We start from the raw sequence: 23,419 nt of genomic DNA on the forward strand, positions 1-23,419 counted from the left end.
CCATTCCTTACTGATTATTTAGGGTCAGTGCTTTTTCACCTGATGGTATAATGCAAAAACCTCGAAAAAATAACATTAAATCGCCAGATAACAGCAACCTGCCGTCACTCTCTCCAGCGCCCCAGAAAAAAGGGGTGCTGATTTATATTAGTTTTTTTTAATATACATCAGCGCAGGCAAAGTGGCGAAACTCATCGATAAATTTTTTATTATTTTGTTACATTGCCTGCCGCAACGGCGAATCGACAGGCGATCACGGGCTGAAGACGCAGAGCCGCAGAACTGTTTTGCCTGTCTGTGGTGTCGCTGTTATGTCTCCGTCAGTTTTGTATGAGAAAGAAGCGCATGCGGGATGTGAGGCTGAAAAGCGGCAGATGCGCTATCTTTGAATAGCTGCTGTCTACCCGTGCGGTAAAGGTCGTCAGTGCAGGCATAACGTTGTGTTCAGGCAGCAAAACGGCGGCTCATATGCCAGCTAAAAGAATTGATTGAGCCGGACGCTTGCAGGTATCGGAAAGCGCTATTAAAAAAGCCTAATTTAGTCGTTTCCCGCGCCGATAAAAGGGTAACAAGGCGAAAATTCCTTTTCATCATCTCTTTAACAGCGGCGTGTTCGGCGCTATTCGGAAATCACTATGTTAGTGGCCTCATACAACTCATTCATTGTCGTCATTTCGGTCTTAGTGGCGATGCTGGCTTCATTCACAGCGCTGGATATGGCGGGACGTGTTGCGACCTCAACCGGTAAAGTGGCCCTGGCGTGGCTCTTTGGCGGTGGCTTTGCCATGGGGATAGGGATTTGGGCCATGCACTTCATTGGCATGCTGTCCATGGACCTGAACATGATGATGAGTTACGACGCCTCGCTGACGGCGCTGTCCGCCGGCATTGCGGTGTGCGCATCCATCTTCGCCTTGTGGCTGGTTTGCCAGGGCAACCTGCCGCTGTTCCGCTTGCTGGGCGGCGCGATTGTCCTGGGCTGCGGCATTGTCGCGATGCACTACACCGGCATGGCCGCGCTGATGCTTTCACCGGGTATTCGCTGGAACTGGGGCTGGGTCGCGGCTTCAGTCATTGTTGCCCTTGTGGCCTCGGTGGCCGCACTGTGGCTGGCTTTTAAACTGCGCGAAGGCCCACAGGGGCGAATTGCCGCCTTGCGGCTGTGTGCCTCTATCGTAATGGGGGCCGCGATTGCCGGCATGCACTATACCGGCATGATGGCGGCGGAGTTCCCGATGGGGAGCCACACGATGTCATCCGGCGTCAACAGCAACTGGCTGGCGATTGTCGTCACGGTAGTAACCCTCGCCATACTGGGGATTACGCTGCTGGTTTCCATGCTGGATGCCCGTATGCAGGCGCGCACCTCGATCCTGGCCAGCTCGCTGGCTGAAGCCAACCGTGAGCTGGCACAACTGGCGCTGCACGACAACCTGACCCGGTTGCCAAACCGTATTCTGCTCGAAGATCGCCTTGAGCAGGCCATCAATAAAGCGAATCGTGAAAGCACGCAGTTTGCGCTGATGTTTATGGACCTTGATGGCTTCAAGGCCGTAAACGATGCCTTTGGTCACCACATCGGTGACAGCCTGTTGATCAGTGTCACCAAAAGAATGAGTGACCAGATGAAAGGCTACTACACGCTGGCACGTCTGGGCGGCGACGAGTTTGTACTGCTGATTGAAATTACCGAGCCGAATGATGCGGCGGCGGTCGCCGATCAGCTGGTTAAGGCCGTTGACCGCCCGTTCCCCATTTCGCGTTACGATCTGGTGGTGTCACTGAGCATTGGCATTGTTGTCTATCCCGGTGATGGCGAGGATGAGCGCGAGCTGATGTTTAATGCCGATGCCGCGATGTACCACACCAAAAACAATGGCCGAAACGGTTACACCTTTTTCCAGCCTTCTATGAATCTGCTGGCACAGAGCCAGTTACAGTTGAACAACGACCTCTGGCATGCGCTGGACAATGATGAACTGCGCCTGTTTTATCAACCCAAATACTGCGCACCGCACGGCCCGATTCTGGGCTTCGAAGCGCTACTGCGCTGGCAGCATCCCCAGCATGGCCTGCTGTCGCCGGATCGCTTTCTGCCGATAGCGGAAAAAACCGGCATGATTGTGAATATTGGGGGATGGGTCATTAACGAAGCCTGTCGCCAGCTGCATCAGTGGCACCTGCAGGGCCATCAGACGTGGTCAGTCGCGGTCAACCTGTCGGCGCTGCAGTTTGAGCAAAGCAATCTGATCGACACCGTTAAGCTGGCACTGGCGACACACCAGATTCCGGCGGAGCTGTTGACGCTGGAGGTGACCGAAACCACCGCCATGCGTAATCCCGATGAAAGCGTGCGGATTCTGACCGAACTGACGCAGTTGGGCGTGAAAGCCTCGATTGATGATTTTGGTACCGGCTATTCCAGCCTGTTGTATCTTAAACGCCTGCCTGCAAGTGAGCTGAAAATTGACCGCGCCTTCGTCAACGAACTGGAGCATCATTCTGAAGATGCCACCATTGTGTCGGCCATTGTGGCACTGGCGCAGTCATTGCAGTTAAAGGTCGTGGCAGAGGGCGTGGAAACGTCGGAACAGCAAGCGTTTCTGACCCAGCTTGGCTGTAATACGCTGCAGGGCTATTTGCTCGGTAAACCGCTGCCACCCGATCGGATCGATGAGCTGAAGGAGTTTGTCGGCCCGCACGCTACTGAGCCTGCCGCACTGGAAGTGTAAGGCCCGCCAGGGATTTTTGTTAGCGCTGATCAACATGCTAAAGTGGCGCCTCTGCATCAGGAGCGACAGGCCGTGGCGAAATATCAGCGATTAATGGATGACATTCAGCAGCAAATAGAAGCCGGTATCTGGCCGCCAGGTACCCGGCTCCCGTCGCTGCGCCAGCAGGTCGCGCGTCAGGGGCTGAGCCTGATGACGGTGCTGCACGCCTACGAACTGCTGGAAAGTCAGGGCTGGATCGTTTCGCGTCCGCAGTCAGGTTATTACGTCGCGCCCCGTGCCCTTGCCGCCGCGCCGCTCAGCGTTGCCATCAGCGAACGGGTCGATATTAATGACTTCGTGTTCGATGTGTTACAGGCCTCGCGCGATCCCGCCATTGTGCCGTTTGGCTCGGCTTTTCCCGATCCGGCGCTGTTCCCGCAACGTCCGCTGATGCGTTCGCTGGCAAATGTCTCGCATCAGCTCACGCCCACGGATGCGCTGCATAACCTGCCGCCGGGCAACGCGACATTGCGCCAGCTCCTGGCTCAGCGCTATGCCCGCCAGGGCATCACCTTGTCGCCCGACGAAATCGTGATAACCAGCGGCGCACTGGAAGCCCTGAACCTCAGCCTGCAATCGCTCACCGAACCGGGTGACTATGTGGTGATCGAACAGCCCAGTTTTTATGGTGCCCTGCAGGCCATTGAGCGCCTTAAGCTCAAGGCGCTGGCGATCCCGAGCGATACCCAGCACGGCATCGACCTGCAACAGCTTGAAGACGCGCTTCAGCGCTGGCCGGTTAAAGCCTGTTGGTTAATGACCACGCTGCAAAATCCCCTCGGCGTGACCTTAACGCCGGCGCGTAAAGCGCAACTGGTTGCCCTGCTGGAACGCTATCAGGTGCCATTGATTGAAGATGATGTCTACGCAGAGCTATGGGACGACAACAGCACACCGCCGTTGCCCGCTAAAGCCTGGGACAGCCAGGGGAATGTGCTGCACTGTGGTTCCTTTTCGAAATCGCTGGTGGCGGGGTTCCGTGTCGGTTGGGTCGCGGCCGGGCGGCATGCGCAGCGAATTCAGCGCCTGCAACTGATGAGCACACTCTCGACCAGCGCGCCGATGCAGTTGGCGTTAGCCGATTTCCTGGCGACCCGACGTTACGATAATCACCTGAAACGGCTGCGGCAAAGTCTGGCTAAGCGTCAGCAACTGGCGCGCCAGGCCCTGATAAAGGTGCTGCCTGCGCAGTCAACGGTCAGTGACGCGGCGGGGGGCTATTTTTTATGGGTGACGTTGCCAGACAGTATTAATACCACACAGCTGTATCAGCGTGCGCTGGCAGAAGGGATCAGTATTGCACCGGGACAGATGTTTGCCGCAGGCGAACAGTTCAGTCACTGTTTTCGGCTTAACACCGCCTGGCCGTGGGATACGCGGGCCGAGGCGGCGGTGGTCACGCTGGGCAGGTTAATGGCAGAGATGGCGCAGGATTAAACCTGAGCGGCCTGACGATGTCCCCAGGTCAGGTAATACACATCGTAAAAGTCCACTTCACCTTTCTGCTTCAGCAAACGGGTAATGCCGCTTTTCACACGCTCTGGCGCATCCGGCAGTGACAGGATGCGGGAGACCGCCTGTTCAGGGACGGGCTCCACGTAATACCATTCGCCGTTGTAGCAAACCCGCAGATCCAGAGCATCAATATCCTCAAAACGGTATTTAGGATTGATGTCCAGCAACATCAGAAAGCTCATCACCAGCACAAATGCTGTTGCAAACCAGAACGCGGGCCAGCCCAGCATATCCGTGGAAAAAATCAGCGCGACGCACAGGCCATAGCACAGGTACATCACTGCCCACAGTCCGGGATGGGTTTTTAAAAACGAGAAGCTGAAACGCGGCAAATTATCGCGGCGTCCTTCACGGTTTAGCGTATTAATTTCGTCGATTAAGATCTGTTTAATGGCGTCCATCGTTCCCCTCACTTTCAACTGATAGCGATTAGAACAGATAACAGTCAACTTGTTCAGACACAGATTACGCCCGTTTTTCTATAACAGTTGCGCCAATGCCTCCTTGCGCGCCGCAATCCGGCGTAGGGCGTGCGGAGCCAACTGACTAAAATAGTCGACAGCCGGTCCCATCAGCGCTTCGTCAGGATTAAAGGCCGGATGATGAAGCCCCGATTCACTGGCACTGCCAATACTGACAAATGCCCCCGGCACCTGCTGCAGGTAAAAGGCAAAATCCTCACCTCCCATCAGCGGTACTTCAGCCCGTTCGGCGCGATATCCGCTTTGGGCAGCCTGTTGCAGGGCAAAGTCGGCCCATTCCGGGGTATTCAGCAGCGCAGGCGGTCCCGTTATCCACGCCAGTTCAGCGTGCGCGCCAAAGCCCGACGCGATGCCCTGAATCAGCGCGGTCATGCGTTCAGGCATGTGCTCACGTATGGTCGCATTGTGCGTACGTACCGTACCTTCCAGTTCCACCTGCTCTGGCAGCACATTCCAGGTATTGCCGGCGGTAAAGCGGGTGACGCTTAATATCACCGTGTCCAGCGCGCTAAAGACGCGAGCCGGTAGCGTTTGCAGTGCCGAAACGATATGACTGGCGATCACGATGGCATCAATGCCTTCCTGCGGCCGGGCGGCATGCGCACCTTTACCCAGCACCCGAATGGTGAAGCGGTCAACATTGGCGTAAAACGCGCCGGGGCGGGTGCGCAGCGTACCCAGCGGCAAATCCGGCGCGTTATGCAGACCAAAAATAGCCTGTACGCCCGTCAGTGCACCGGCATCAATCAGCTGTCTGGCACCGTCGAACGTTTCTTCTGCGGGTTGAAAAAGAATTCGTACCCGGCCAGGCAGGGCGGCTTCCTGCTGTTTCAGCTGATGCGCAACGCCAAGCATGACTGACGTATGAATATCATGTCCGCAGGCGTGCATGACGCCGGGCCGCTGAGATTTCCAGGGCACGTTCACCGCCTCGTCAATGGGAAGGGCGTCAATGTCGGCGCGAAAAGCAATCAGCGGCTCGCCCTGACCAATCTCCACCACCACACCTGTCGTTAACGGCAGGGGCAACAGACGAATATCCGCCTGCTGTAACCAACGGGTAAGACGTTCCGTGGTCGCAAACTCCTGATGAGAGAGCTCGGGATGCTGATGCAGTTCACGCCGCCACTGCACCAGTTTTTCCGTTAAAGAAGTCATGATTCTCCTGATAACACAGACTGAGACCCGGTCAGCAAAAGGGGCCGCGTTGTCTTTAAATATGATTGGGCTGCCAGCGATAATCCGGTAATACCGTAAGGGCACTGTCGTTCCGCGATAATGGCGTTTGGATAAAGGCTTGCTGCACGTTGTTCTTTTCACTCGCTTCAGGGGCAGGAATATTATTCAGGCATGAACCGCTGTCAGAATACGTCTGATTAGATGCGCGGTCTGGCAGGGCAGGCGGGATAGCCGACAGTCTTTTTTTTGAAAACCCACCCGGCTTCAGAACATTTTCCCGTATCAGGCCAATGATGTTATTCATCCTTATCTTCCTCTTGAAACGCGGTGTTTTTACAATGGTTTCATCATTAAACGTTCTGTCTGACAGATAAAATAAGGAATAGCGCAAAGCTTAGTGAAAATACGCAAATGCCTGAGATATGTTGCCGGGTTTATTTCCACAGGTCGTCTAAACAGGGAGGCGGAAATAACGTTATTCTCTGCTTTTTTTTATTCTTTTAAATTCTATTGCCGTTTTTTAACTTCATATTCTCATAATTGTTGTTTTACGAAATATAACGTTCTCGCCACACTAGCTTTCAAAGGAAATAAGCGAGGGCAGGTGAATGGCATATCAGTTAAGTCTGTTAGATAAAGCGCCCGTGGCGGAAGGGGAATCGCCCGGCGCGGCCCTGCAACGTACGCTGCGGCTGGCGCAACAGGCCGAGAAATGGGGCTATCACCGCTTCTGGCTGGCTGAGCATCACAACATTGAACAGCTGGCGAGTCCGTCACCCGAAGTGTTAATCGCCTGGATTGCGGCACAAACGACGCGCATCCGGCTGGGATCGGGTGGCGTGATGCTGCAGCACTACAGCCCTTACAAAGTGGCAGAAAATTTCAATGTACTGGCCTCGCTGGCCCCCGGACGTATCGATCTGGGTATTGGTAAAGCACCGGGCGGCCTGCCGCTTTCCACCCGGGCGCTGCAGCGCGGTGTGCATCAGGATGAAAAAGGCAGCTTTGCGGAACAGCTGCGCCAGTTAGCACACTGGCTGGCACCCGGCGCGGCGCAAGAGAATAAGGACGAAACGTTACGCGCCACGCCGATACCGGCGCGCCCGGCGCAGCGTTTTTTGTTGGGTGGCAGTGAACAGAGCGCACAGCTGGCGGCAGAGCTGAGCTGGCAGTTTGTCTTTGCCGCTCACATCAATGGCGATCGCCCGTTACTTGAGCGTGCACTGAAGACCTATTCACATCTGACCCGCGGCAAGCGGGCACTGGTGGCGGTACAGGTTGTGGTGGCGGATTCTCCCGCCCAGGCCGATCTGCTGGTCGCGGGGCTCAAACAGTTCCATGTCCAGGTTAAAGACGGGCCGGGCGTCAATGTTGCCAGTCTGGAACAGGCCGAACGTTATGTCCGTCAGGGTGGATTCACGGACTACCTGATTGAGCCGCGCACGCCCTCGCTGCTGAAAGGCACGGCCTCACAGGTTCACGCGCAGCTTGACGCGCTGCATCAGAACTTCAGCATTGATGAATTCGTTATCGACACGCCGGTTGCCGATGCGCGCGCCCGATACCGGTCTCTGGAATTACTGGCAACCCATCAATGGGTCGCTGCCTGAATCGCCGAGGTCATGATGAGTCTGAACGAAGCACAGCTAATTGAATGGCGACGTGAACTGCATACCTGGCCCGAACTTTCCGGTCAGGAATTTGCCACCACCGCGCGCCTTCGCCAGTGGCTCCAGGCCGCCGGGGTTCGCTTACTGGATTACCCACTGGCAACCGGCGTGGTGGCAGAAATCGGCCAGGGTGAAAATCTGATCGCACTGCGTGCCGATATTGACGCGTTGCCAATCCATGAAGCCAGCGGCGTCAGTTTTCATTCCCGTCAGCCCGGCGTCATGCATGCCTGCGGTCACGATCTCCATACTGCCGTCATGCTGGGCGCTGCCCTTGAGCTACAGACAAGGGCGCATCAACTACCAGGACGGGTACGTATTTTATTTCAGCCCGCCGAAGAGATCGCACGCGGTGCCAGACAGTTTATTGAGGCCGGCGTGCTGGAGGGCGTTCAGGCAATTTTTGGCATGCATAACGAGCCGGGCCTGCCGAGCGGCACCTTTGCCACGCGCAGCGGTGCGTTTTATGCCAATGCAGACAAGTTCGTCATTCAGGTTACCGGCAAAGGCGCGCATGCGGCGCATCCTGAGCAGGGCGTGGATGCCATTGTGGTGGCCAGCCAGATTATTCAGGCTCTTCAGACGCTGACCAGTCGCAGCTTCAATACGCTCGACAGCCTGGTGCTCAGCGTGACCCGCATTGATGGCGGCAAAACCTGGAATGTATTGCCGGGTTCTGTGGAATTTGGCGGCACTGCCCGCACCCACGACCTGCAACGCCGTGCCGAACTGGAAGACCGTGTGCGCACGCTGGTGGAGCACATCGCCCGGGCCAGCGGCGCGCAGGCCAGTCTGAGCTGGCACGCCGGACCGCCTGTGCTGATCAATGATGCGCAGTGGGCGCAGTTTACCAGCGAAGTAGCGCACGATGTCGGCTATCGGGTACAGACGGCTGACCTGCATCTGGGGGGAGAAGACTTTGCCTTCTACCTGCAGCAGGTGCCCGGTGCCTTTGTCAGCATCGGCAGCGGCAGCGACTTTGGTCTGCACCATGCCGGTTTTACACCCGATGAAGCGTCGATCGCGCCCGCTGCCCACTACTTTGCTCAACTCGCGCAGCAGGCCCTGCGCCATCTTCATGACCGATGTCGTGAACCCGGCCTGAATTAAGTTCCACTTCCTGACGACCTGTGCGGCTTGTCGCGGACAACCGCCTGGCATTGTGACGTAGAAAAAAGAGAGTAATCATGAGCACAAGACAGCTTCGACTGGGTACCCTGTTGCACGGTGCCTCGGGTAACATGTCCGCCTGGCGCCACCCGGCCGCTCAGGCGGATGCCAGCATCAGCTTCGACTATGCCAAAAAAATCGCGCGTAAAGCCGAGCAGGGCAAACTGGACTTTCTGTTTGTCGCCGATGGTCTGTTTATCAATGAAAAATCGATTCCTCACTTCCTGAACCGTTTTGAACCTTTAACGCTACTCTCGGCGCTGGCCGGCGTTACGGAACATTTAGGGCTGGTGGGCACGGTCTCCACTTCCTATAGCGAACCTTTTACCGTGGCGCGCCAGTTCGCCAGCCTGGATCATCTGAGCGGTGGCCGCGCGGGCTGGAACGTCGTCACCTCGCCACTCGAAGGGTCGGCAAAAAACTTTTCCCGCCAGCAGCACCCGGAACACGCTTTGCGTTACCGCATTGCCGACGAATACCTTCAGGTAGTGAAAGGGCTGTGGGATTCATGGGAAGAGGATGCCTTCGTTCGCAACAAAGAGAGTGGCCAGTTCTTCGATCCCGCCAAACTACACACACTGCATCATCACGGCGATTTCTTTCAGGTACAGGGGCCGCTCAATATTTCACGCACGCCGCAGGGACGGCCTGTCATTTTCCAGGCCGGCGCGTCTGACGACGGTAAAAAGCTGGCGGCGCGACATGCCGATGCCATCTTTACGCACCAGCCGACGCGGGAAGAAGCCCAGGCCTTTTACCGGGATGTGAAGCAGCTGCTGGTGAAAAACGGACGGCAACCGGACGATTTGCATATCTTTCAGGGCGTCAGCGTCATTGTGGGTCGCGATGCAGAGGATGTGGAGCAGCAGTATCAAACTACCGCTGCGCTGGTCTCGATTGATGATGCCCTGAATTATCTCGGCCGCTTCTTCGATCATCATGACTTCTCCCAGTATCCGCTCGATGCGCCGTTCCCCGACGTTGGCGACATTGGCCAGAACAGTTTCCGCAGCACCACCGACGAAATTAAACGCAAAGCCCGTGAACAGGGACATTCACTGCGCCAGGCGGCACTGGAAGCCGCCACGCCACGGCCGCTGTTTCATGGCACACCAGCGCAGGTTGCCGACGGCCTGCAGGCATGGTTTGAGAGCGGGGCTGCAGACGGTTTCATCATCAATGGCGGTACGCCGGATACGTTTGAGCGCTTTGTTGATGAAGTGGTGCCTGTTTTGCAGGCGCGTGGCCTGACAAGACGTGAGTATCCGGGGCGCACACTGCGTGACAGCTTCGCCTTGCCCAAGCCGGTCAATCAGTTCACTTTGCAATAAGGACCTTTGCTATGCAGAAAAAAATGCTGATGGCGCTGATGCTGCTGACGGCCAGCGCTACCAGCCATGCCGAAAGCACCAGCGTCGCGGTAAATGGGCAGCGCGTCAGTCTTGAAGCCAATAAAACGCCTGTCCATACCGTAAAGAATGCGCAGGCCATCGCACAGTTGCCCGCCGGTTACCACTTTGCTGTGCCGGGTTCGTTCACGGTGGCGGTGGCGGCGCTGAACTCGCCGCCGCTCACCGTTTTCTCGGACGACAATACCACGCTGTTGGGGAGCGAAGTCGATATCGCGCGACTGGTCGCAGACAGCCTGGGGTTAAAGCTCAACGTGGTGCCCACCTCGTGGGAGGACTGGCCGCTGGGCGTGGCGTCCGGAAAATATGATGCCGCCATTACCAACATCACCGTGACGAAGGCGCGCAAAGCGAAATTCAATTTTGCTACCTACCGCAAAGATTCGCTGGGGTTCTACGTAAAAACCAGCAGCCCGATTAAATCACTCACTCAAGCCGACGATATCGCCGGGCTGCGCATCATTGTCGGTTCCGGGACCAATCAGGAGGCCATTTTACTGGCCTGGGACAAACAAAATCAGGCTAAAGGGCTTAAACCGTTTACACCCATTTATACCAAAGACGATGCGGCACAGACGCTGGCGCTGCAGGCCGGACGTGCAGATGCCTATTTTGGCCCTAACGTGATTGGCGCCTGGAAAGCCGCGCTCAACGGTAAGACTCGTCTGGTCGGCAGTGTGGATGGCGGCTGGCCCAAAGCGGCGCATATCGCCGTGACGGTGAAGAAAGGCAGCGGCTTAGCGCAACCTGTCAGTACGGCGCTGAACGGCGTCATTCAAAATGGCGCTTACCAGAAGGTACTGGATCGCTGGGGCGAAGGCGTTGAACGCATTGACCATTCCGAAATTAATCCACCCGGTCTGGGTGACTGAGGAGCACACGATGAGTCAACAGCAATTCCGTGAACTGTCACCTGATGCACCAGAGTTAGTGCCCATTCTCACCGGCTTATTTGGTGAATATGCGGCCCGCTATGGCGATTACTTCAGCCGCCACAAGGAGCAGGAAAAAACCGAATGGTATCTGCCGCCGCACGGCTTATTCATCGTGCTGGAGCGCGACAAGGAGATTATCGCGATGGGGGCGTACAAACCTTACGACGCGCAGACGGCAGAGCTGAAGCGAATCTGGACGCGTGGCGATCTCCGGCGACAGGGGTTAGCCCTGGTGGTGCTGAAAGAGCTGGAGCGACGGGCCCTGCGCGCCGGTTATCAACGGCTGTTTCTGACTACCGGTTTCCGGCAGCCCGAGGCCGTTCGCTTATATACCGGCCACGGCTATGAGCCGCAGTTCGATCTGAGTGGCGATCTGGAGCGTTACGGGCAGCCACCGCACGATGGCCGCTTACGGTTTATCAAAGTGATCGGCGTGCACAGCGTTGCGCAGGCAAGTTAAGGAGTCAGTATGAACCCTCATCAACATTTACATGTCGTGCCTGCCCGTTATCCTGCCCGCACGCTGGGCGCGGTGGTCGCGCTGTTTATCCTGGCAGGCGTGGTGCAGTCGGTCGCGTTTAATCCACGCTGGGAATGGGGCGTGTTTGCCCGCTGGTTCTTTGATCCCGTCATTCTGCATGGTCTGGGGCAAACGCTGCTGCTAACGCTGTTGGGCACGGTATTCAGCCTGCTTTTAGGCGGTCTACTGGCGCTGGCGCGGCTGTCGTCGTCCTGGCTGCTAAGCAGCCTGGCGTGGGGATACATCTGGCTGTTTCGATCGCTGCCGCTTATCGTGGTGCTGATCATTCTCTATAACTTCTCTTATCTCTACGACACGTTGTCCATTGGCGTGCCTTTTACCACGCTGTCCTGGGGCCATTTTCAGACGATTAACGTGCTGGGGCAGTTTCCGGCGGCCGTCATTGGCCTGACCCTGGTCCAGGCAGCCTACAGTGCAGAGATCATCCGGGGTGGTTTTCTGGGCGTTGATCAGGGTCAGGTGGAAGCGGCTTCCGCACTCGGGCTGTCTGCCACGCGGCGCACCTTCCGCATTATTCTGCCCCAGGCCCTACGCGCCATTATTCCCACGGCCTTTAACGAAATTATCAGCCTCGCGAAGGGCACGGCAATGGTCTATGTGCTGGCGATGCCGGAACTGTTTTACACCATTCAGATGATCTACAACCGCAACCAGGAGGTGATCCCCTTACTCATGGTCGGTGCGGCCTGGTATCTGATTATCACCACCGTTCTGTCACTGATTCAGCACAGCGTCGAACGCTGGCTGGCGCGTAGCGTCAGCCGTGAACCCCAACCGTCGCGCTGGCGACAATGGCGCAGCCGCGTCACACCGCTCAATCCTGTTGAGGAGATCAGCCATGTCCGAAGCCATTGATTACCGCGTAGCGCATCGTACCGGGGCCATCAGCATTACCGGGGTCAGCAAACGTTTCGGCAAGCTCAAGGCGCTGGACGACGTCTCGCTGGAACTTGAACCCCGGTTCTGTGACGGTGATTCTGGGGCCATCCGGTTCAGGAAAGTCGACCCTGCTGCGCACCATCAACCATCTGGAACGCGTGGACGAAGGCTTTATTCAGATCGACGGTGAGTACATCGGTTATCAGCGTCGGGGAAATACACTCTATGAACTGAAGGCGCGAGCGATACTGCGCCAGCGCGTCAACGTTGGCTATGTTTTTCAGAACTTCAATTTGTTTCCTCATCTCACGGTGCTGGAAAATTTAATCGAAGCGCCGATAGCGCACCGGCAGCTCTCAAAACGTGAGGCGATCATCCGGGCTGGCGAGCTACTGGAGACGGTCGGCCTGCGCCATAAAGCGGATGCCTGGCCGCGTCATCTGTCGGGCGGTCAGCAACAACGCATTGCGATTGCCCGGGCCCTGATGCTGCAACCCCGTGTCATGTTGTTTGATGAGCCGACTTCCGCGCTGGATCCTGAACTGGTAGGCGAGGTGCTGGATGTGATTAAAAAACTGGCCCGCTCCGGCACCACCCTGGTTATCGTGACGCACGAGGTTGGCTTTGCCCGTGAAGTTGCCGACAACGTGGTGTTTATGGTGGACGGAAAAATTGTTGAGCAGGGCAGCAGTGCCCAGGTGCTAAACCATCCACGTCATGAACGCACCCGCCGCTTTCTGGCACGCGTACTATAAGGAGCCGATATGAAATACGCGTCTCTCACGCTGTTAGCGGTGTTGGTGAGCGGTACGGTATGCGCTGAAGAAAGACGGGATGCCACCCAGAATGAACAGCCCATTCATGCGCCCGTGAACCCGGAAGCGGTGAGAAAAATCCCGGCGAATTTTCCGTTTGTGGAGCCGGGCACCTTGACCGTCGCCACCTCGGCTATCCACTCACCGCCGCTGGCGCTGCTGACGTCGGATAACGTGACGCGCATTGGCAGCGATCCGGACATTGCTCGCCTGCTGGCAGACAGCCTGGGACTCAAACTGAAACTGGTACCGGCCTCCTGGGAGGACTGGCCCCTGGGCATTCGCGCAGGCCGCTATGATGTAGCCATGTTTAACATCGCAGTAACCGAAGAGCGAAAGCAGAAATTTGATTTCGCGACCTATCGTGCCGATAACCATGCCTTTTCGGTCAAAGCTGACAGTCCCCTCCGCGCGATCACCTCACCGGCGGACGTGACAGGCAAACGTATCATCGTGGCCTCGGGGACCAATCAGGAACGCATACTGCTGAACTGGGACGCACAGAATCGGGCGAAGGGCTTACCGCCGGTTACGCCGATTTATCTGACCGATGATGCTTCAGCCACGCTGTATCTGCTATCTGGGCGGGCCGATGTGATGTTTGGTCCACATTCTGTAGCGGCCTGGAAAGTCGCCTCACGGGGCCAGACGAAACTGGTGGGCCAGGGGCCGTTTCGCGCCTGGGTTGCCGTCACCACGAAAAAGGGCAATGGCCTGGCGGCGGCGCTGCAAACTGCACTCGATGGCACGATTGCAGGCGGACAATATCAGCAGGTTTTGCAACGCTGGGGTGAGCAGGATGAGGCGATCACCCATTCCACGATTAACCCACCCGGTATTGTGTACTGATTCAGGGCCTGCAGGCGGATTTTCCCCCACAGGCCCTGACAGTCCAGCGCCAGCACGGGCGAATAATCCCGTCTCATCTGACAGAAGAAGGCTGCGCGGTCAGCCTGTTTTCGCTCATCCCTTCCTGATATAAACAGGCTGCATGGCCGGTTGCCCTTGCAGGTTTTCCCGGCCTGCTCAGCGACGGGCGCATTGTGTTGCGCGTTTTACAGATTAATCCTACCACGATACAAAGCCTTACCGACTTAAGGTGGAATTGTTAACAATTAATTTGGCTTTGGTTAGCGAGTTTGGATGATTGTGTAAATTGTGATGCATGGCGCACATTACATCACCTACGACCTTTGTCACACTATAGAAAAAAGGAGACATTGTATGACTGCCCAAACTTCCAGTCTGATGTTGCTGATGTCTTTCGCCGCAGGGACATTTTCAGCCGGTGCATCGAATAACCCGCAACATTTGATGTTCGCCAGCCCGTCTGCTGGCGTGCCCAATAATCCGTTGCCGCTCATCATCTGGCCGCGCGTTGTGCCTGAAGAGGAAGAGGACATCGCGCGCTGGTTTGAGACGACGTTTGAAAAAAATGGCTGGCCTTCGGACTGGCGCGATCAGATCTTCCCCTACATGCACTATCATCCCAACACGCATGAGCTGCTGGGTGTGGCGGAAGGCTGGGCTGAAGTGCTGTTTGGTGGGGACAGCGGCCGTATGATTACCCTGCGGGCGGGCGATGCCGTCCTGATTCCTGCGGGCGTTGGGCACCGTCAGGTGTCGGCCAGCGAAGACTTCGTGGCCGTGGGCGCGTATCCCGAGGGCCTGAAGCCCGAGATTCTGCGCGACGAAATCGGCCTGCTCAAACTGTCGCAGGAAAAAGTGAAAAAAGTGCCCCTGCCAACACGCGATCCCTTCACAGGCAAAGCCGGGGCGATGACGGAGATCTGGAATCCCGTTGCCACCATCATGCACCAGCAGTAAGGCAGGGACCCGCTGCACGGTTGCGCTGCCGTTTTTTACGCCGCGCAACCGCCCCTTGTTTCTCCCGGCAAGGGCAAGTGACTGCCACGTCATAGCCGACTTTTCCCCCTTTACGCCGCGTTTCGCTCTGGCGAAATTGTCTTTATTAACCTGCTATTTTTAGTAAATAAAATCCGTGTTTCCATGCGTTCTCAGCAGACTGTGCTGACAATTTTGCCCTTCGATTTGTCCCGATTCATAAAAGTGCAAACATCGCGACTTACTTTCGCTGTATCTCTGGGACAGGCACGAAAGGTTAACTATGTTTTCAGTCGATCAGGTTATTGAGAGTTTCTGGCCTAACCAGCGTCCTGCCAACTGGCAGAAACGGATGCTGAAGTGGGTGTTGCGTGAAGATGAATTCCAGCGCTTTGCCGCGCGCTATCCGCACCTGAAAGGGCTGGATATGGTGGAGCAGGTACTGGAACACCTTGATGTACGCTGCGAACTCAGCGAGCGCGATCTGGAACAAATTCCGCCGCGCGGCCCGGTCGTGGTGGTGGCGAACCATCCGCTGGGCACGATTGATGGCATGGCACTCCTGCATGCGATCTCCCAAGTGCGCCGTGATGTCAAAATCGTGGCAAACCGGTTGATTATGTTACTGGAGCCGCTCAACAGCCTGATGTTGCCTGTCGACAACATCGGTAACCGTACCAGCCGCCAGCAGCTGCAACACATGCAGCAGCACCTCAATAATCAGGGCGTACTGATTATTTTCCCTGCCGGGGAAGTTTCCCGTCTCACCAGCGCGGGCGTTCGCGACCGTGAATGGCATCACAGCTTCCTGCGCCTTGCCGCGAAAGCCCGCGCACCGCTGGTACCGGTGCACGTTGAAGGGCGTAACAGCTCCCTGTTTTACACCACCGCCAAAGTCGCCCCACCGGTGGCGATGCTGATGCTGGTGCGTGAAATGTTTAAGCAGCGCGGCATGCGCATCAAACTGCGCATTGGAGCACAGATTCCGTTCGCGCACTGGCACGATGGTCACACGCCAGGCAAAGAGCTGGCAAAACGTGTGCGTAAACATGTCTATCGCCTGGGGCAGGGGAAAAAGGGGCTGTTCCAGACCGAATCCGCTATCGCCCTGGCGGAAGACCGCGCTGAACTGAAGAAAGCGCTACTGCAAAGCGAGCTGCTGGGAACGACCACCGACGGTAAGCAGATCTATCTGTGGCGACGCAACGGCGCAACCTGGGTGCCAATCCTGCGCGAGCTGGGCCGGTTGCGTGAAATTGCGTTTCGCGCCGTGGGCGAGGGCAGCGGACGTCGTCGTGACCTGGACAGCTACGATGATGACTATTATCACCTGATTCTGTGGGATGACGCCGAACTGGAAATCGTCGGGGCCTACCGGTTTATTCCGGGTGGCGAACAGCTGGAACGGCGCGGAATGGAAGGCCTCTACAGCCACAGCCTGTTCCATTACGATGAACGAATGATCCCGATCCTGCGCCAGGGCATCGAGCTGGGCCGCAGCTTTATTCAGCCAGCCTATTGGGGCAAACGTGGACTGGATTACCTCTGGCTCGGCATTGGTGCCTATGTCGCCAAATATCCCGAAGTACGCTATCTGTTCGGGCCGGTCTCGATTTCAGGCACCATGCCGCTGGCGGCGCGTGATTTGCTGGTGGCGTTCTACCGCATCTACTTCCCCACAGATTTTCCGCTGGCTACCTCACGCTGCCCGTATCCGGCCTCGCTGCCTGACGTGCTGGCACAGTTCAGCGGTAATGATTACAAAGAGGATCTGCAGCGGCTGAAACAACTGCTCAGTAACCTTGGCGCCGCGATTCCGACCCTGTACAAACAGTACTGCGAAGTGTACGAGCCTGGCGGCGTGCAGTTTATTGATTTCGGTAGCGATCCCGATTTTAACAACTGTATCGATGGGCTGGTGCTGGCGGATCTCACCAAAATCAAGCCGTCGCGCTATGAACGTTACGTGGCAGTGCATCTGCCGAAGTAGCGGGATGTCACGGTGCTGTCATCAACGTGTCGTAACGTTTAACGCAGGACGTTTATGGCAAAGGCACAGTAGATATGGCCGCACTCTCTCTCACCGGGCTGCATAAGGCCTTCGCGGCGCAGCCGGTTATCCATGACGTAACGCTGAAGATCCAGCAGGGCGAATTTGTCGCCGTGCTGGGTCCGTCCGGCTGCGGCAAGACAACCTTGCTACGCCTGATCGCCGGATTCGAAACCCTGGATCGCGGCGAGATTCGGGTGGACGACACCGTGTTTGCTGCTCCGGATTTTCACCTGCCTCCGGAACGTCGCGATCTTGGCGTGGTGTTTCAAAACTACGCGCTGTGGCCGCACATGACGGTGGCCGAAAACGTGGGCTACAGCCTGAAAGTCACTGGCGTAAACCGAACTGAACGGGCGGATCGCATCCGGCAGGCCTTGACGCTGGTCGATCTGCTGGCGTTTGCCGATCGGCACCCGGCCGATCTCTCCGGAGGCCAGCGTCAGCGCGTGGCGCTGGCGCGTTGTCTGGTGGCCAGGCCACGGCTGGTGCTGCTTGATGAACCCCTGGCTAACCTTGACGTACATCTGCGTGCGGCGATGGAAGACGAATTTCGCCGTTTTCATCGTCACAGCGGCGCGACGCTGATTTACATCACCCACGATCAGCGTGAGGCCATGGCACTGGCCGATCGTATTGTGGTGATGGAGGGTGGTCAGGTGATGCAGTTTGCCTCGCCACAAACCTTGTGGCGCGAACCGGCCAACGAGATGGTTGCCACCTTTATCGATGAAGGACGTGTGCTACCGGTACAGGATATTGAACCCCTGGGGCAGGGCGTGTCATCGGTCATGCTCTGCGGTACGCGACTACGGCTGCGTTGTGCCGCGCAGCAGACAGCCTTACCTTATGGCAAAGCCAGTTTCCATCGCGCCAGTTTCCGCCTGGCCCAAGGCGAAACCGGGCATTTTGCCGCGCAGATCACACGTCTGGTCTACCGTGGCGGTCATTACGACGTCCATCTGTCCCCCTCGGCAGCGCCTGATGTGTCTTTCACCCTGGCCCTCGACGACGTTTCTGCGCTTACGGTTGACGATACCGTCGGCATTATCGTGACTGACGGCTGGATTCTCCCCGCATAAAGGACTTCAGACAGTATGAAAAAGGCTATTTTCACTTCGGTGACCTCGCTGCTGTTTACCGTATTGCTGGCAGGCTCAGCGCTGGTGCAGGCGGCAGACCAGCCCACCGGTAAACTGGTGGTGTACACCTCACAGGCACCGGAAATTGCACAGCAAACGATGGATGCGTTCAAAGCGGCCTATCCCGATATTCAGGTAGAGTGGACGCGCAACGGCACCACGCAGTTAATGAACGTGCTGCATACGGAAATGATGAGCGGCAGAGTCAAGCCTGATGTGCTGCTGGTCGCGGATGCCATTAATCTCGGCGCGCTGAAGAAAGAGCAGCAGCTCTATGCCTATCAGGACGCACCCGTTGGACACCTGAAGCCGTCCTTCTACGATCGTGACAAGACCTTTTTTGGCACCAAGATCATTGCCACGGTCATTGCCTACAACACGCAACGGGCCAAACCGGTCAACAGCTGGAACGCATTGCTCAACGCCGATAACAAAGGGCAAATCGCGATGCCGAGTCCGCTCTATTCCGGGGCGGCCTTGTACAAACTGCATACCGACATCGCCACGCCTGACATCGGCTGGAACTTCTATAAACAGCTGGCGGCGCTGGGCATCGCGCCGCAGGGAGGCAACGGGCCAGCACTGAAAGCCGTGGCGAGCGGGATGGATAAATATGGCGTGATCACCGATGCCGATATTATCCGGGCGAAAAAGCAAGGATCGCCGATCGATCTGGTGTATCCCAAAGAGGGCGTGTCTTACGTCACCGAACCGGTTGCCATTATGAAATCCGTCCACAACCTGCCCGCTGCGAAAGCCTTTGTGAATTTTTTACTGTCAGAGCAGGGCCAGAAACTGGTGGCCGATCAGGGCAACCGGCCGGTTGACGATCGCGTAGCCGCGCCGGAAGGCTTTGTTCCGGTTGCGCAGATTAAACTGCTGACGCCGGACGTGGAAAAGGCGGTTGCGGATGATGCGCAGGTGCGGGCGCAGTTTACCGCACTGTTCGGAGGCTGAGCATGAGCGTGCTGAGTCACGACAGTCAGCCTCGCTGCGGGCATCTTACACGCGGGCGTTTTCGCGCCGAGCCGTGGGTGCTGGGCGTGCTGGTGTTGATGATTGGGCTGCTGTCGGTGGCGCCTTTTGCCCGGCTTATCTGGACGGCGGTAGCGCCGCAGGGCGTCCCCGATCTGACGCGGCTTGCGCAGTTGCTGGTCAGTCGGCGGGTCCTCAGTGCAACGCTCAATACCTTGAGTATCGGGCTTTGTGCCACACTGTTGTCGCTGCTGATGGGCACGCTCGCTGCCTGGCTGGTCGCGCTCAGCGATATGCGCGCCAAAGCAGCCTGGGTTTTTGCGTTTATTCTGCCCTTGATGATTCCGCCCCAGGTGACCGCGCTGGCCTGGCTGCAGGCGCTGGCACCGGGTAGCCTGCTGGCCTCACTGTTTCAGTTACTGGGTTTACCCTGGTTCGCGCCAGGCGATCAGCCGCTCTTTTCATGGGGCGGCATCGTACTGCTGCTGGGCCTGCACAGCGCGCCGCTGGTGTTTCTGACGGTACGGGCCGGTCTGCGGCGTTTACCCGCCGAACTGGAGGAAGCGGCGCGTATCAGTGGCGCGTCACATGGGCAGATTCTTCGCACCATCATTTTGCCGCTGGCGCGTCCGGCCCTGTTTGCCGGCGCCGCGCTGGCCTTTGTCGCGGCCGTCGGCAATTTTGGTATTCAGGCCATGCTGGGCATTCCGGCGCGCCTGCCGACGCTTATCACCCTGGTCTATCAGCAGCTTAACGCGACAGGTCCGGGTGCGTTGCCGGACACGGCTGTCTATTCGTTGCTGATGGCGCTGATTAGCCTGTCGGGCATGTTGCTGAGCGGCTGGCTGGGCGGACGGCGCGATGTCCGCGTCAGTGGATCCCCGCAGGCGTGGCGACAACCGCTACAGGGCGCACGTTTGCCGACAGAAATTCTGGCCTGGCTGTGGATGGTCGCAACGCTTATCCTGCCCGTCAGTGCGTTGCTGACCAGCGCGTTGACGCGGGGTTTTGGACAGGCTCTGACGTGGCAAACCCTGACGCTGGAAAACTTTTTTCAGGCGCTGTGGGGCTATCCCGCCATCCGCCATGCTTTTGCAACCAGCCTGCGGCTGACCGGGCTGGCGACGCTGATCCTGACCGCCATGGCGCTGTTTCTGGCTTTTTTTCTGAGCTGGCAGCGTACCCGACTGGTTCGCTGCCTGTGGTTCGCCAGCGAGCTGACCTATGCGCTGCCCGGTATTGTCACCGGCGTGGCGGCAATCCTGTTTTTTCTGCCGCCGCTTCCGCTGCTGGACGTGTCGATTTATGGCACGGTCTGGATCATTCTGGCCGCCTATCTGTCCAACTTTCTGGCGCTGGTGTTGCGGCCTGTGCTGGCTGGCTTCGCGCAAATCGAACCTGCGCTTGATGAAGCCGCCCGTCTGTGTGGCGCAGGACTGATGCGCCGTATGCGCGATATCTTACTGCCGCTGGCCGCACCTTCCGCACTGGCAGGCGGTCTGTTGGTGTTTCTTACCGCGTTAAACGAAATTCAGGTATCGGTTCTGCTGGTGACATCGGAAACGCAAACCCTCGGTCCCACGATTATCTTTCTTGATGAAGGCGGATCTGCCCCGCTGGCGGCGGCGGTGGGTTGCCTGATGATACTGGTGGTTCTGACCTTAATGCTGCTGGCGACGCGTTTAACGCGTCGTCTGCCACAGGGTACATTGCCATGGCAAGCCTGACCGTTGTAAGCGGGGTGGGCGGCAAATTGCCCGCGGCGTTCCTGCTGGAGATTCAGGGCTATCGTCTGCTGTGGGACTTGGGTGCCGGGCCGGAGCCGGGCGTCAGACCCGATCTGGCCGCCATCGGTCAGGTTGATGCGATCTGCCTGACCCATTCTCATCGCGATCATACCGGGGCGCTGGACAGCTGGCAGCAACTGGGCTCGCCACCGGTTTACGCGACGGACATCACCTGGCAGCAGTTGGGCGACGGTCCGGTGCCTGCGCGCTGCCGACATGCGCTGCCTTTACAGGGCCAGTGCGCCGTAGGGCCACTGAATCTGTTTACCGGCCGGAGCGGACATTCACCGGGATCCGTGTGGCTTCATCTGCCTGTCGCTGGCGGCATCACCTATATGGGTGACTGGAGCCGCGAGTCATTATTGTTACCGTTTGACCGCCCACCACGGGCGCGCTGGCTGATTACCGATGCGTCCTACGGCGACCGTCATCAGCGTCTGCATCAACAGGTCGACGCGCTGGTGCAGGCGGCCCGACACGGGGCGGTGGTCACGGCACCGTTACATGGCAGAGGGCCAGAGATGGCCCTGCGACTGCGCAGCCAGGGATTACCGGTCAGGCTGTGTCCGCAGGTGCGCGAGGAAGTCTCCCAGTTGCTGGCGCAAAAAACGTTACCGGCCGCCACGGCGCTGGCGTTACTGCCGCTGCTGCGTGAGCCGACACCGGCACGCTGGCAACCTGACAGCGTAATCGTGGCTGCCGATGCGGTCGCCGACAGCGGTCTGGCGGCCACGCTGAGCCACTGCCCTGAGTTTACCCTGATTTTTAGTAGCCACGTCGCCCGCGGGACACGAGCCTTTGAGATGCTGCAAAACGGGCTGGCGCAGTGGCTGCCCTGGAACGTTCATCCGCCGCTGGACGATCAACTGGCCCTGATAAAACACTGCGGAGCCGAGCAGGTGATCCCCGCCTTCGTCGCACCCGAACAGTGTCAGCAGTTGATGGCCCTTGCGGGTAGTGCGCTGTGCTGGCAGCGTCACTTCACGCTGTCATCCCGCTGGGAGAGTTTTGTCTGACGCTTTAGCAAACGGCTTCAACTGTAAAGCCCGTACTGCTGGACCGGCGCATGGCCCGGATTATCCCGGATACGGCGTACCGAATCGCGCACCACCAGTTTGCCGTTCAGCAGCAGGTTACCCGGAGGAAGATCCGGATCTAACCGGAGCGACTGAAGAATTCTCACCGCGGCTTCGCCCAGCTCATCGCGTGGCACCTGTACCGAGGTTAAGGGGATCTCCTGAACGGTCGCCAGGTTAAAACCATCCATGCTCATCACCGACACATCCTCCGGCACCCGCAGGCCCGCCTGCTGTAACGCCTGAACCGCCCCGGCGGCAATATAATCGCCGCTGGCCAGAATGGCCGTGGGCCGCTGCGCCTGAGGGCAATGGCGCAGGTAGTCGCTCAGCCGGTCGCGGGCGTCATTGCTGCTAAAGCTGTTCAGCGTTAGCAGATGCTGACGACTGTCGAAGCGCAGATTCATGGCATGCCAGGCATCACGGACGCCCTGTAGCCGCTGCTCCATCGTGTAGCGCCGCAGGCAGTGCAGCGACAGGATTTGCCGGTGGCCCTGTTCAAACAGATAGCGTGCTGAGAACTCGCCAATCAGATGATGATCGGGGGAGACCGACGGCAGGCGCATCCGGCGGTCGCGGGCATTAATCAGCACGCAGGGCTTGTGCATTTCAGCGGCCAGCTGATGGATATGTTCATCATCAATACCAATCACCAGCGCAGCTTCGGTCTGCTGCATCTTATCGATAAACAGTGCCGCATCGCTGTCGACTTCTTCCAGCGGGCAGTAGCGCACCCGGACATCGTGTGGTTTCACGGCTTCGCTGATCCCCTGGATCACCTTGTAATAGAAAATATCCGTACGGATATCGAAGGCACGCGGCGGCGCAAACACGATCAGGTCATTAAGCAGCAGCCGGCCATGGTGCAGGTTGTCCAGCACACCTTGCTGTTGGGCAATACGCAGTACCTTGTCGCGCGTGGCAGGGCGAATGTTGGCTTTGCCGGCCAGAACGCGTGAAACCGTGCTCACCGACACACCGCTCAGGGCGGCAATTTCGCTCACTTTTAAGCTTTGTTTCATTCTGTGATCGCCCTCAAGTCTGCAAATAAAAAATTTTTCATAAAGTGCTGAATCGTGTCCTTTCTGGTGTGAACGGACATTTTTGTTGTGCTGCAAGCTTGCCATGAAAAGAGTTGCAAAAAATTGGCTGTACCCACGTTTTGCGCTTTTTTA

General features: G+C 57.6%; 19 protein-coding genes and 1 pseudogene. 16 read left to right on the forward strand and 4 right to left on the reverse strand.

From position 1 onward, the window contains the following. The first annotated feature begins 635 nt into the window (after positions 1 to 635). Entirely contained in the window at positions 636 to 2,732 is a 2,097-nt protein-coding gene (locus C1N58_RS00540; RefSeq protein WP_006118157.1) for a putative bifunctional diguanylate cyclase/phosphodiesterase, read from the forward strand. Positions 2,733 to 2,804: 72 nt separating this feature from the next. Then, positions 2,805 to 4,211, forward strand: a complete 1,407-nt coding sequence (locus tag C1N58_RS00545) for an aminotransferase-like domain-containing protein (RefSeq protein ID WP_054633191.1) — start codon at positions 2,805 to 2,807, stop codon at positions 4,209 to 4,211. On the opposite strand, the gene C1N58_RS00550 is transcribed toward C1N58_RS00545, so the two are convergent. The 3 genes from C1N58_RS00550 to C1N58_RS00560 all read right to left on the reverse strand — a co-directional run bounded on the left by C1N58_RS00550 (position 4,208) and on the right by C1N58_RS00560 (position 6,254). Beyond that, positions 4,208 to 4,690 carry a YlaC family protein gene (locus tag C1N58_RS00550; RefSeq protein ID WP_006118156.1) on the reverse strand — a complete coding sequence of 161 codons (483 nt, stop codon included), beginning with the start codon at positions 4,688 to 4,690 and terminating at the stop codon, positions 4,208 to 4,210. The genes C1N58_RS00545 and C1N58_RS00550 overlap by 4 nt on opposite strands. Before the next feature lie 78 nt (positions 4,691 to 4,768). After that, positions 4,769 to 5,929 carry an amidohydrolase gene (locus C1N58_RS00555; RefSeq protein ID WP_394564493.1) on the reverse strand — a complete coding sequence of 387 codons (1,161 nt, stop codon included), beginning with the start codon at positions 5,927 to 5,929 and terminating at the stop codon, positions 4,769 to 4,771. 55 nt (positions 5,930 to 5,984) lie between these two features. Then, on the reverse strand, positions 5,985 to 6,254 hold the full coding sequence (locus tag C1N58_RS00560; protein ID WP_006118154.1) for a hypothetical protein: 270 nt from the start codon (positions 6,252 to 6,254) through the stop codon (positions 5,985 to 5,987). A gap of 304 nt (positions 6,255 to 6,558) precedes the next feature. Between C1N58_RS00560 and C1N58_RS00565 the strand changes: the two genes are divergently transcribed. From C1N58_RS00565 to C1N58_RS00630, 14 genes and pseudogenes are all read left to right on the forward strand, one after another. After that, positions 6,559 to 7,560, forward strand: coding sequence for an LLM class flavin-dependent oxidoreductase (locus C1N58_RS00565; RefSeq protein WP_394564494.1), 1,002 nt, complete (start codon positions 6,559 to 6,561; stop codon positions 7,558 to 7,560). 15 nt (positions 7,561 to 7,575) lie between these two features. Then, positions 7,576 to 8,730: an amidohydrolase gene (locus C1N58_RS00570; protein ID WP_394564863.1), complete on the forward strand. Its 1,155-nt coding sequence runs from the start codon at positions 7,576 to 7,578 to the stop codon at positions 8,728 to 8,730. Positions 8,731 to 8,807: 77 nt separating this feature from the next. Continuing rightward, positions 8,808 to 10,121: an LLM class flavin-dependent oxidoreductase gene (locus C1N58_RS00575; protein WP_033739763.1), complete on the forward strand. Its 1,314-nt coding sequence runs from the start codon at positions 8,808 to 8,810 to the stop codon at positions 10,119 to 10,121. Positions 10,122 to 10,132: 11 nt separating this feature from the next. Beyond that, the gene (locus tag C1N58_RS00580) at positions 10,133 to 11,071 is read left to right on the forward strand and encodes an ABC transporter substrate-binding protein (protein WP_394550334.1); all 939 of its coding nucleotides are present in this window, start codon (positions 10,133 to 10,135) and stop codon (positions 11,069 to 11,071) included. A 10-nt stretch (positions 11,072 to 11,081) separates the two neighbouring features. Beyond that, positions 11,082 to 11,594: a GNAT family N-acetyltransferase gene (locus C1N58_RS00585; RefSeq protein WP_164482569.1), complete on the forward strand. Its 513-nt coding sequence runs from the start codon at positions 11,082 to 11,084 to the stop codon at positions 11,592 to 11,594. Between the two features lie 9 nt (positions 11,595 to 11,603). Then, complete coding sequence (locus tag C1N58_RS00590) at positions 11,604 to 12,530, forward strand: amino acid ABC transporter permease (RefSeq protein WP_394550335.1); 927 nt, start codon at positions 11,604 to 11,606, stop codon at positions 12,528 to 12,530. Next, a pseudogene (locus C1N58_RS00595) lies at positions 12,514 to 13,309 on the forward strand (amino acid ABC transporter ATP-binding protein). The gene C1N58_RS00590 and the pseudogene C1N58_RS00595 overlap by 17 nt, the downstream one beginning before the upstream one ends. A gap of 9 nt (positions 13,310 to 13,318) precedes the next feature. Beyond that, positions 13,319 to 14,218 (forward strand): ABC transporter substrate-binding protein, encoded by a 900-nt coding sequence (locus C1N58_RS00600; protein WP_394564495.1) that lies wholly within the window; start codon positions 13,319 to 13,321, stop codon positions 14,216 to 14,218. A 375-nt stretch (positions 14,219 to 14,593) separates the two neighbouring features. Beyond that, entirely contained in the window at positions 14,594 to 15,196 is a 603-nt protein-coding gene (locus C1N58_RS00605; protein WP_033739757.1) for a cupin domain-containing protein, read from the forward strand. Positions 15,197 to 15,497: 301 nt separating this feature from the next. Then, a complete protein-coding gene (locus tag C1N58_RS00610) occupies positions 15,498 to 17,204 on the forward strand; it encodes a lysophospholipid acyltransferase family protein (protein WP_033739756.1) in 1,707 nt (568 codons plus the stop codon). Positions 17,205 to 17,278: 74 nt separating this feature from the next. Next, the gene (locus C1N58_RS00615) at positions 17,279 to 18,346 is read left to right on the forward strand and encodes an ABC transporter ATP-binding protein (protein WP_394564496.1); all 1,068 of its coding nucleotides are present in this window, start codon (positions 17,279 to 17,281) and stop codon (positions 18,344 to 18,346) included. A 15-nt stretch (positions 18,347 to 18,361) separates the two neighbouring features. Beyond that, positions 18,362 to 19,363 (forward strand): ABC transporter substrate-binding protein, encoded by a 1,002-nt coding sequence (locus C1N58_RS00620; RefSeq protein WP_394550338.1) that lies wholly within the window; start codon positions 18,362 to 18,364, stop codon positions 19,361 to 19,363. 2 nt (positions 19,364 to 19,365) lie between these two features. Further along, complete coding sequence (locus C1N58_RS00625) at positions 19,366 to 21,108, forward strand: ABC transporter permease (RefSeq protein ID WP_394564497.1); 1,743 nt, start codon at positions 19,366 to 19,368, stop codon at positions 21,106 to 21,108. Next, the gene (locus C1N58_RS00630) at positions 21,096 to 22,184 is read left to right on the forward strand and encodes an MBL fold metallo-hydrolase (RefSeq protein ID WP_394564498.1); all 1,089 of its coding nucleotides are present in this window, start codon (positions 21,096 to 21,098) and stop codon (positions 22,182 to 22,184) included. The genes C1N58_RS00625 and C1N58_RS00630 overlap by 13 nt, the downstream gene beginning before the upstream one ends. A gap of 17 nt (positions 22,185 to 22,201) precedes the next feature. Here the strand turns inward: C1N58_RS00630 and C1N58_RS00635 are convergent, their stop codons facing one another. Next, entirely contained in the window at positions 22,202 to 23,266 is a 1,065-nt protein-coding gene (locus C1N58_RS00635; RefSeq protein ID WP_039342364.1) for a LacI family DNA-binding transcriptional regulator, read from the reverse strand. Positions 23,267 to 23,419 lie beyond the last annotated feature (153 nt).

The sequence above is a fragment of the Pantoea sp. SGAir0180 genome (assembly GCF_043546245.1).

What these genes read in the sequence shown, in the direction of transcription:
- C1N58_RS00540 (WP_006118157.1), top strand. Translation starts at nt 636, where the DNA reads ATGTTAGTGGCCTCATACAACTCATTCATTGTCGTCATTTCGGTCTTA.
- C1N58_RS00550 (WP_006118156.1), bottom strand. Translation starts at nt 4,690, where the DNA reads ATGGACGCCATTAAACAGATCTTAATCGACGAAATTAATACGCTAAAC.
- C1N58_RS00555 (WP_394564493.1), bottom strand. Translation starts at nt 5,929, where the DNA reads ATGACTTCTTTAACGGAAAAACTGGTGCAGTGGCGGCGTGAACTGCAT.
- C1N58_RS00560 (WP_006118154.1), bottom strand. Translation starts at nt 6,254, where the DNA reads ATGAATAACATCATTGGCCTGATACGGGAAAATGTTCTGAAGCCGGGT.
- C1N58_RS00565 (WP_394564494.1), top strand. Translation starts at nt 6,559, where the DNA reads ATGGCATATCAGTTAAGTCTGTTAGATAAAGCGCCCGTGGCGGAAGGG.
- C1N58_RS00570 (WP_394564863.1), top strand. Translation starts at nt 7,576, where the DNA reads ATGAGTCTGAACGAAGCACAGCTAATTGAATGGCGACGTGAACTGCAT.
- C1N58_RS00575 (WP_033739763.1), top strand. Translation starts at nt 8,808, where the DNA reads ATGAGCACAAGACAGCTTCGACTGGGTACCCTGTTGCACGGTGCCTCG.
- C1N58_RS00580 (WP_394550334.1), top strand. Translation starts at nt 10,133, where the DNA reads ATGCAGAAAAAAATGCTGATGGCGCTGATGCTGCTGACGGCCAGCGCT.
- C1N58_RS00585 (WP_164482569.1), top strand. Translation starts at nt 11,082, where the DNA reads ATGAGTCAACAGCAATTCCGTGAACTGTCACCTGATGCACCAGAGTTA.
- C1N58_RS00590 (WP_394550335.1), top strand. Translation starts at nt 11,604, where the DNA reads ATGAACCCTCATCAACATTTACATGTCGTGCCTGCCCGTTATCCTGCC.
- C1N58_RS00600 (WP_394564495.1), top strand. Translation starts at nt 13,319, where the DNA reads ATGAAATACGCGTCTCTCACGCTGTTAGCGGTGTTGGTGAGCGGTACG.
- C1N58_RS00605 (WP_033739757.1), top strand. Translation starts at nt 14,594, where the DNA reads ATGACTGCCCAAACTTCCAGTCTGATGTTGCTGATGTCTTTCGCCGCA.
- C1N58_RS00610 (WP_033739756.1), top strand. Translation starts at nt 15,498, where the DNA reads ATGTTTTCAGTCGATCAGGTTATTGAGAGTTTCTGGCCTAACCAGCGT.
- C1N58_RS00615 (WP_394564496.1), top strand. Translation starts at nt 17,279, where the DNA reads ATGGCCGCACTCTCTCTCACCGGGCTGCATAAGGCCTTCGCGGCGCAG.
- C1N58_RS00620 (WP_394550338.1), top strand. Translation starts at nt 18,362, where the DNA reads ATGAAAAAGGCTATTTTCACTTCGGTGACCTCGCTGCTGTTTACCGTA.
- C1N58_RS00625 (WP_394564497.1), top strand. Translation starts at nt 19,366, where the DNA reads ATGAGCGTGCTGAGTCACGACAGTCAGCCTCGCTGCGGGCATCTTACA.
- C1N58_RS00630 (WP_394564498.1), top strand. Translation starts at nt 21,096, where the DNA reads ATGGCAAGCCTGACCGTTGTAAGCGGGGTGGGCGGCAAATTGCCCGCG.
- C1N58_RS00635 (WP_039342364.1), bottom strand. Translation starts at nt 23,266, where the DNA reads ATGAAACAAAGCTTAAAAGTGAGCGAAATTGCCGCCCTGAGCGGTGTG.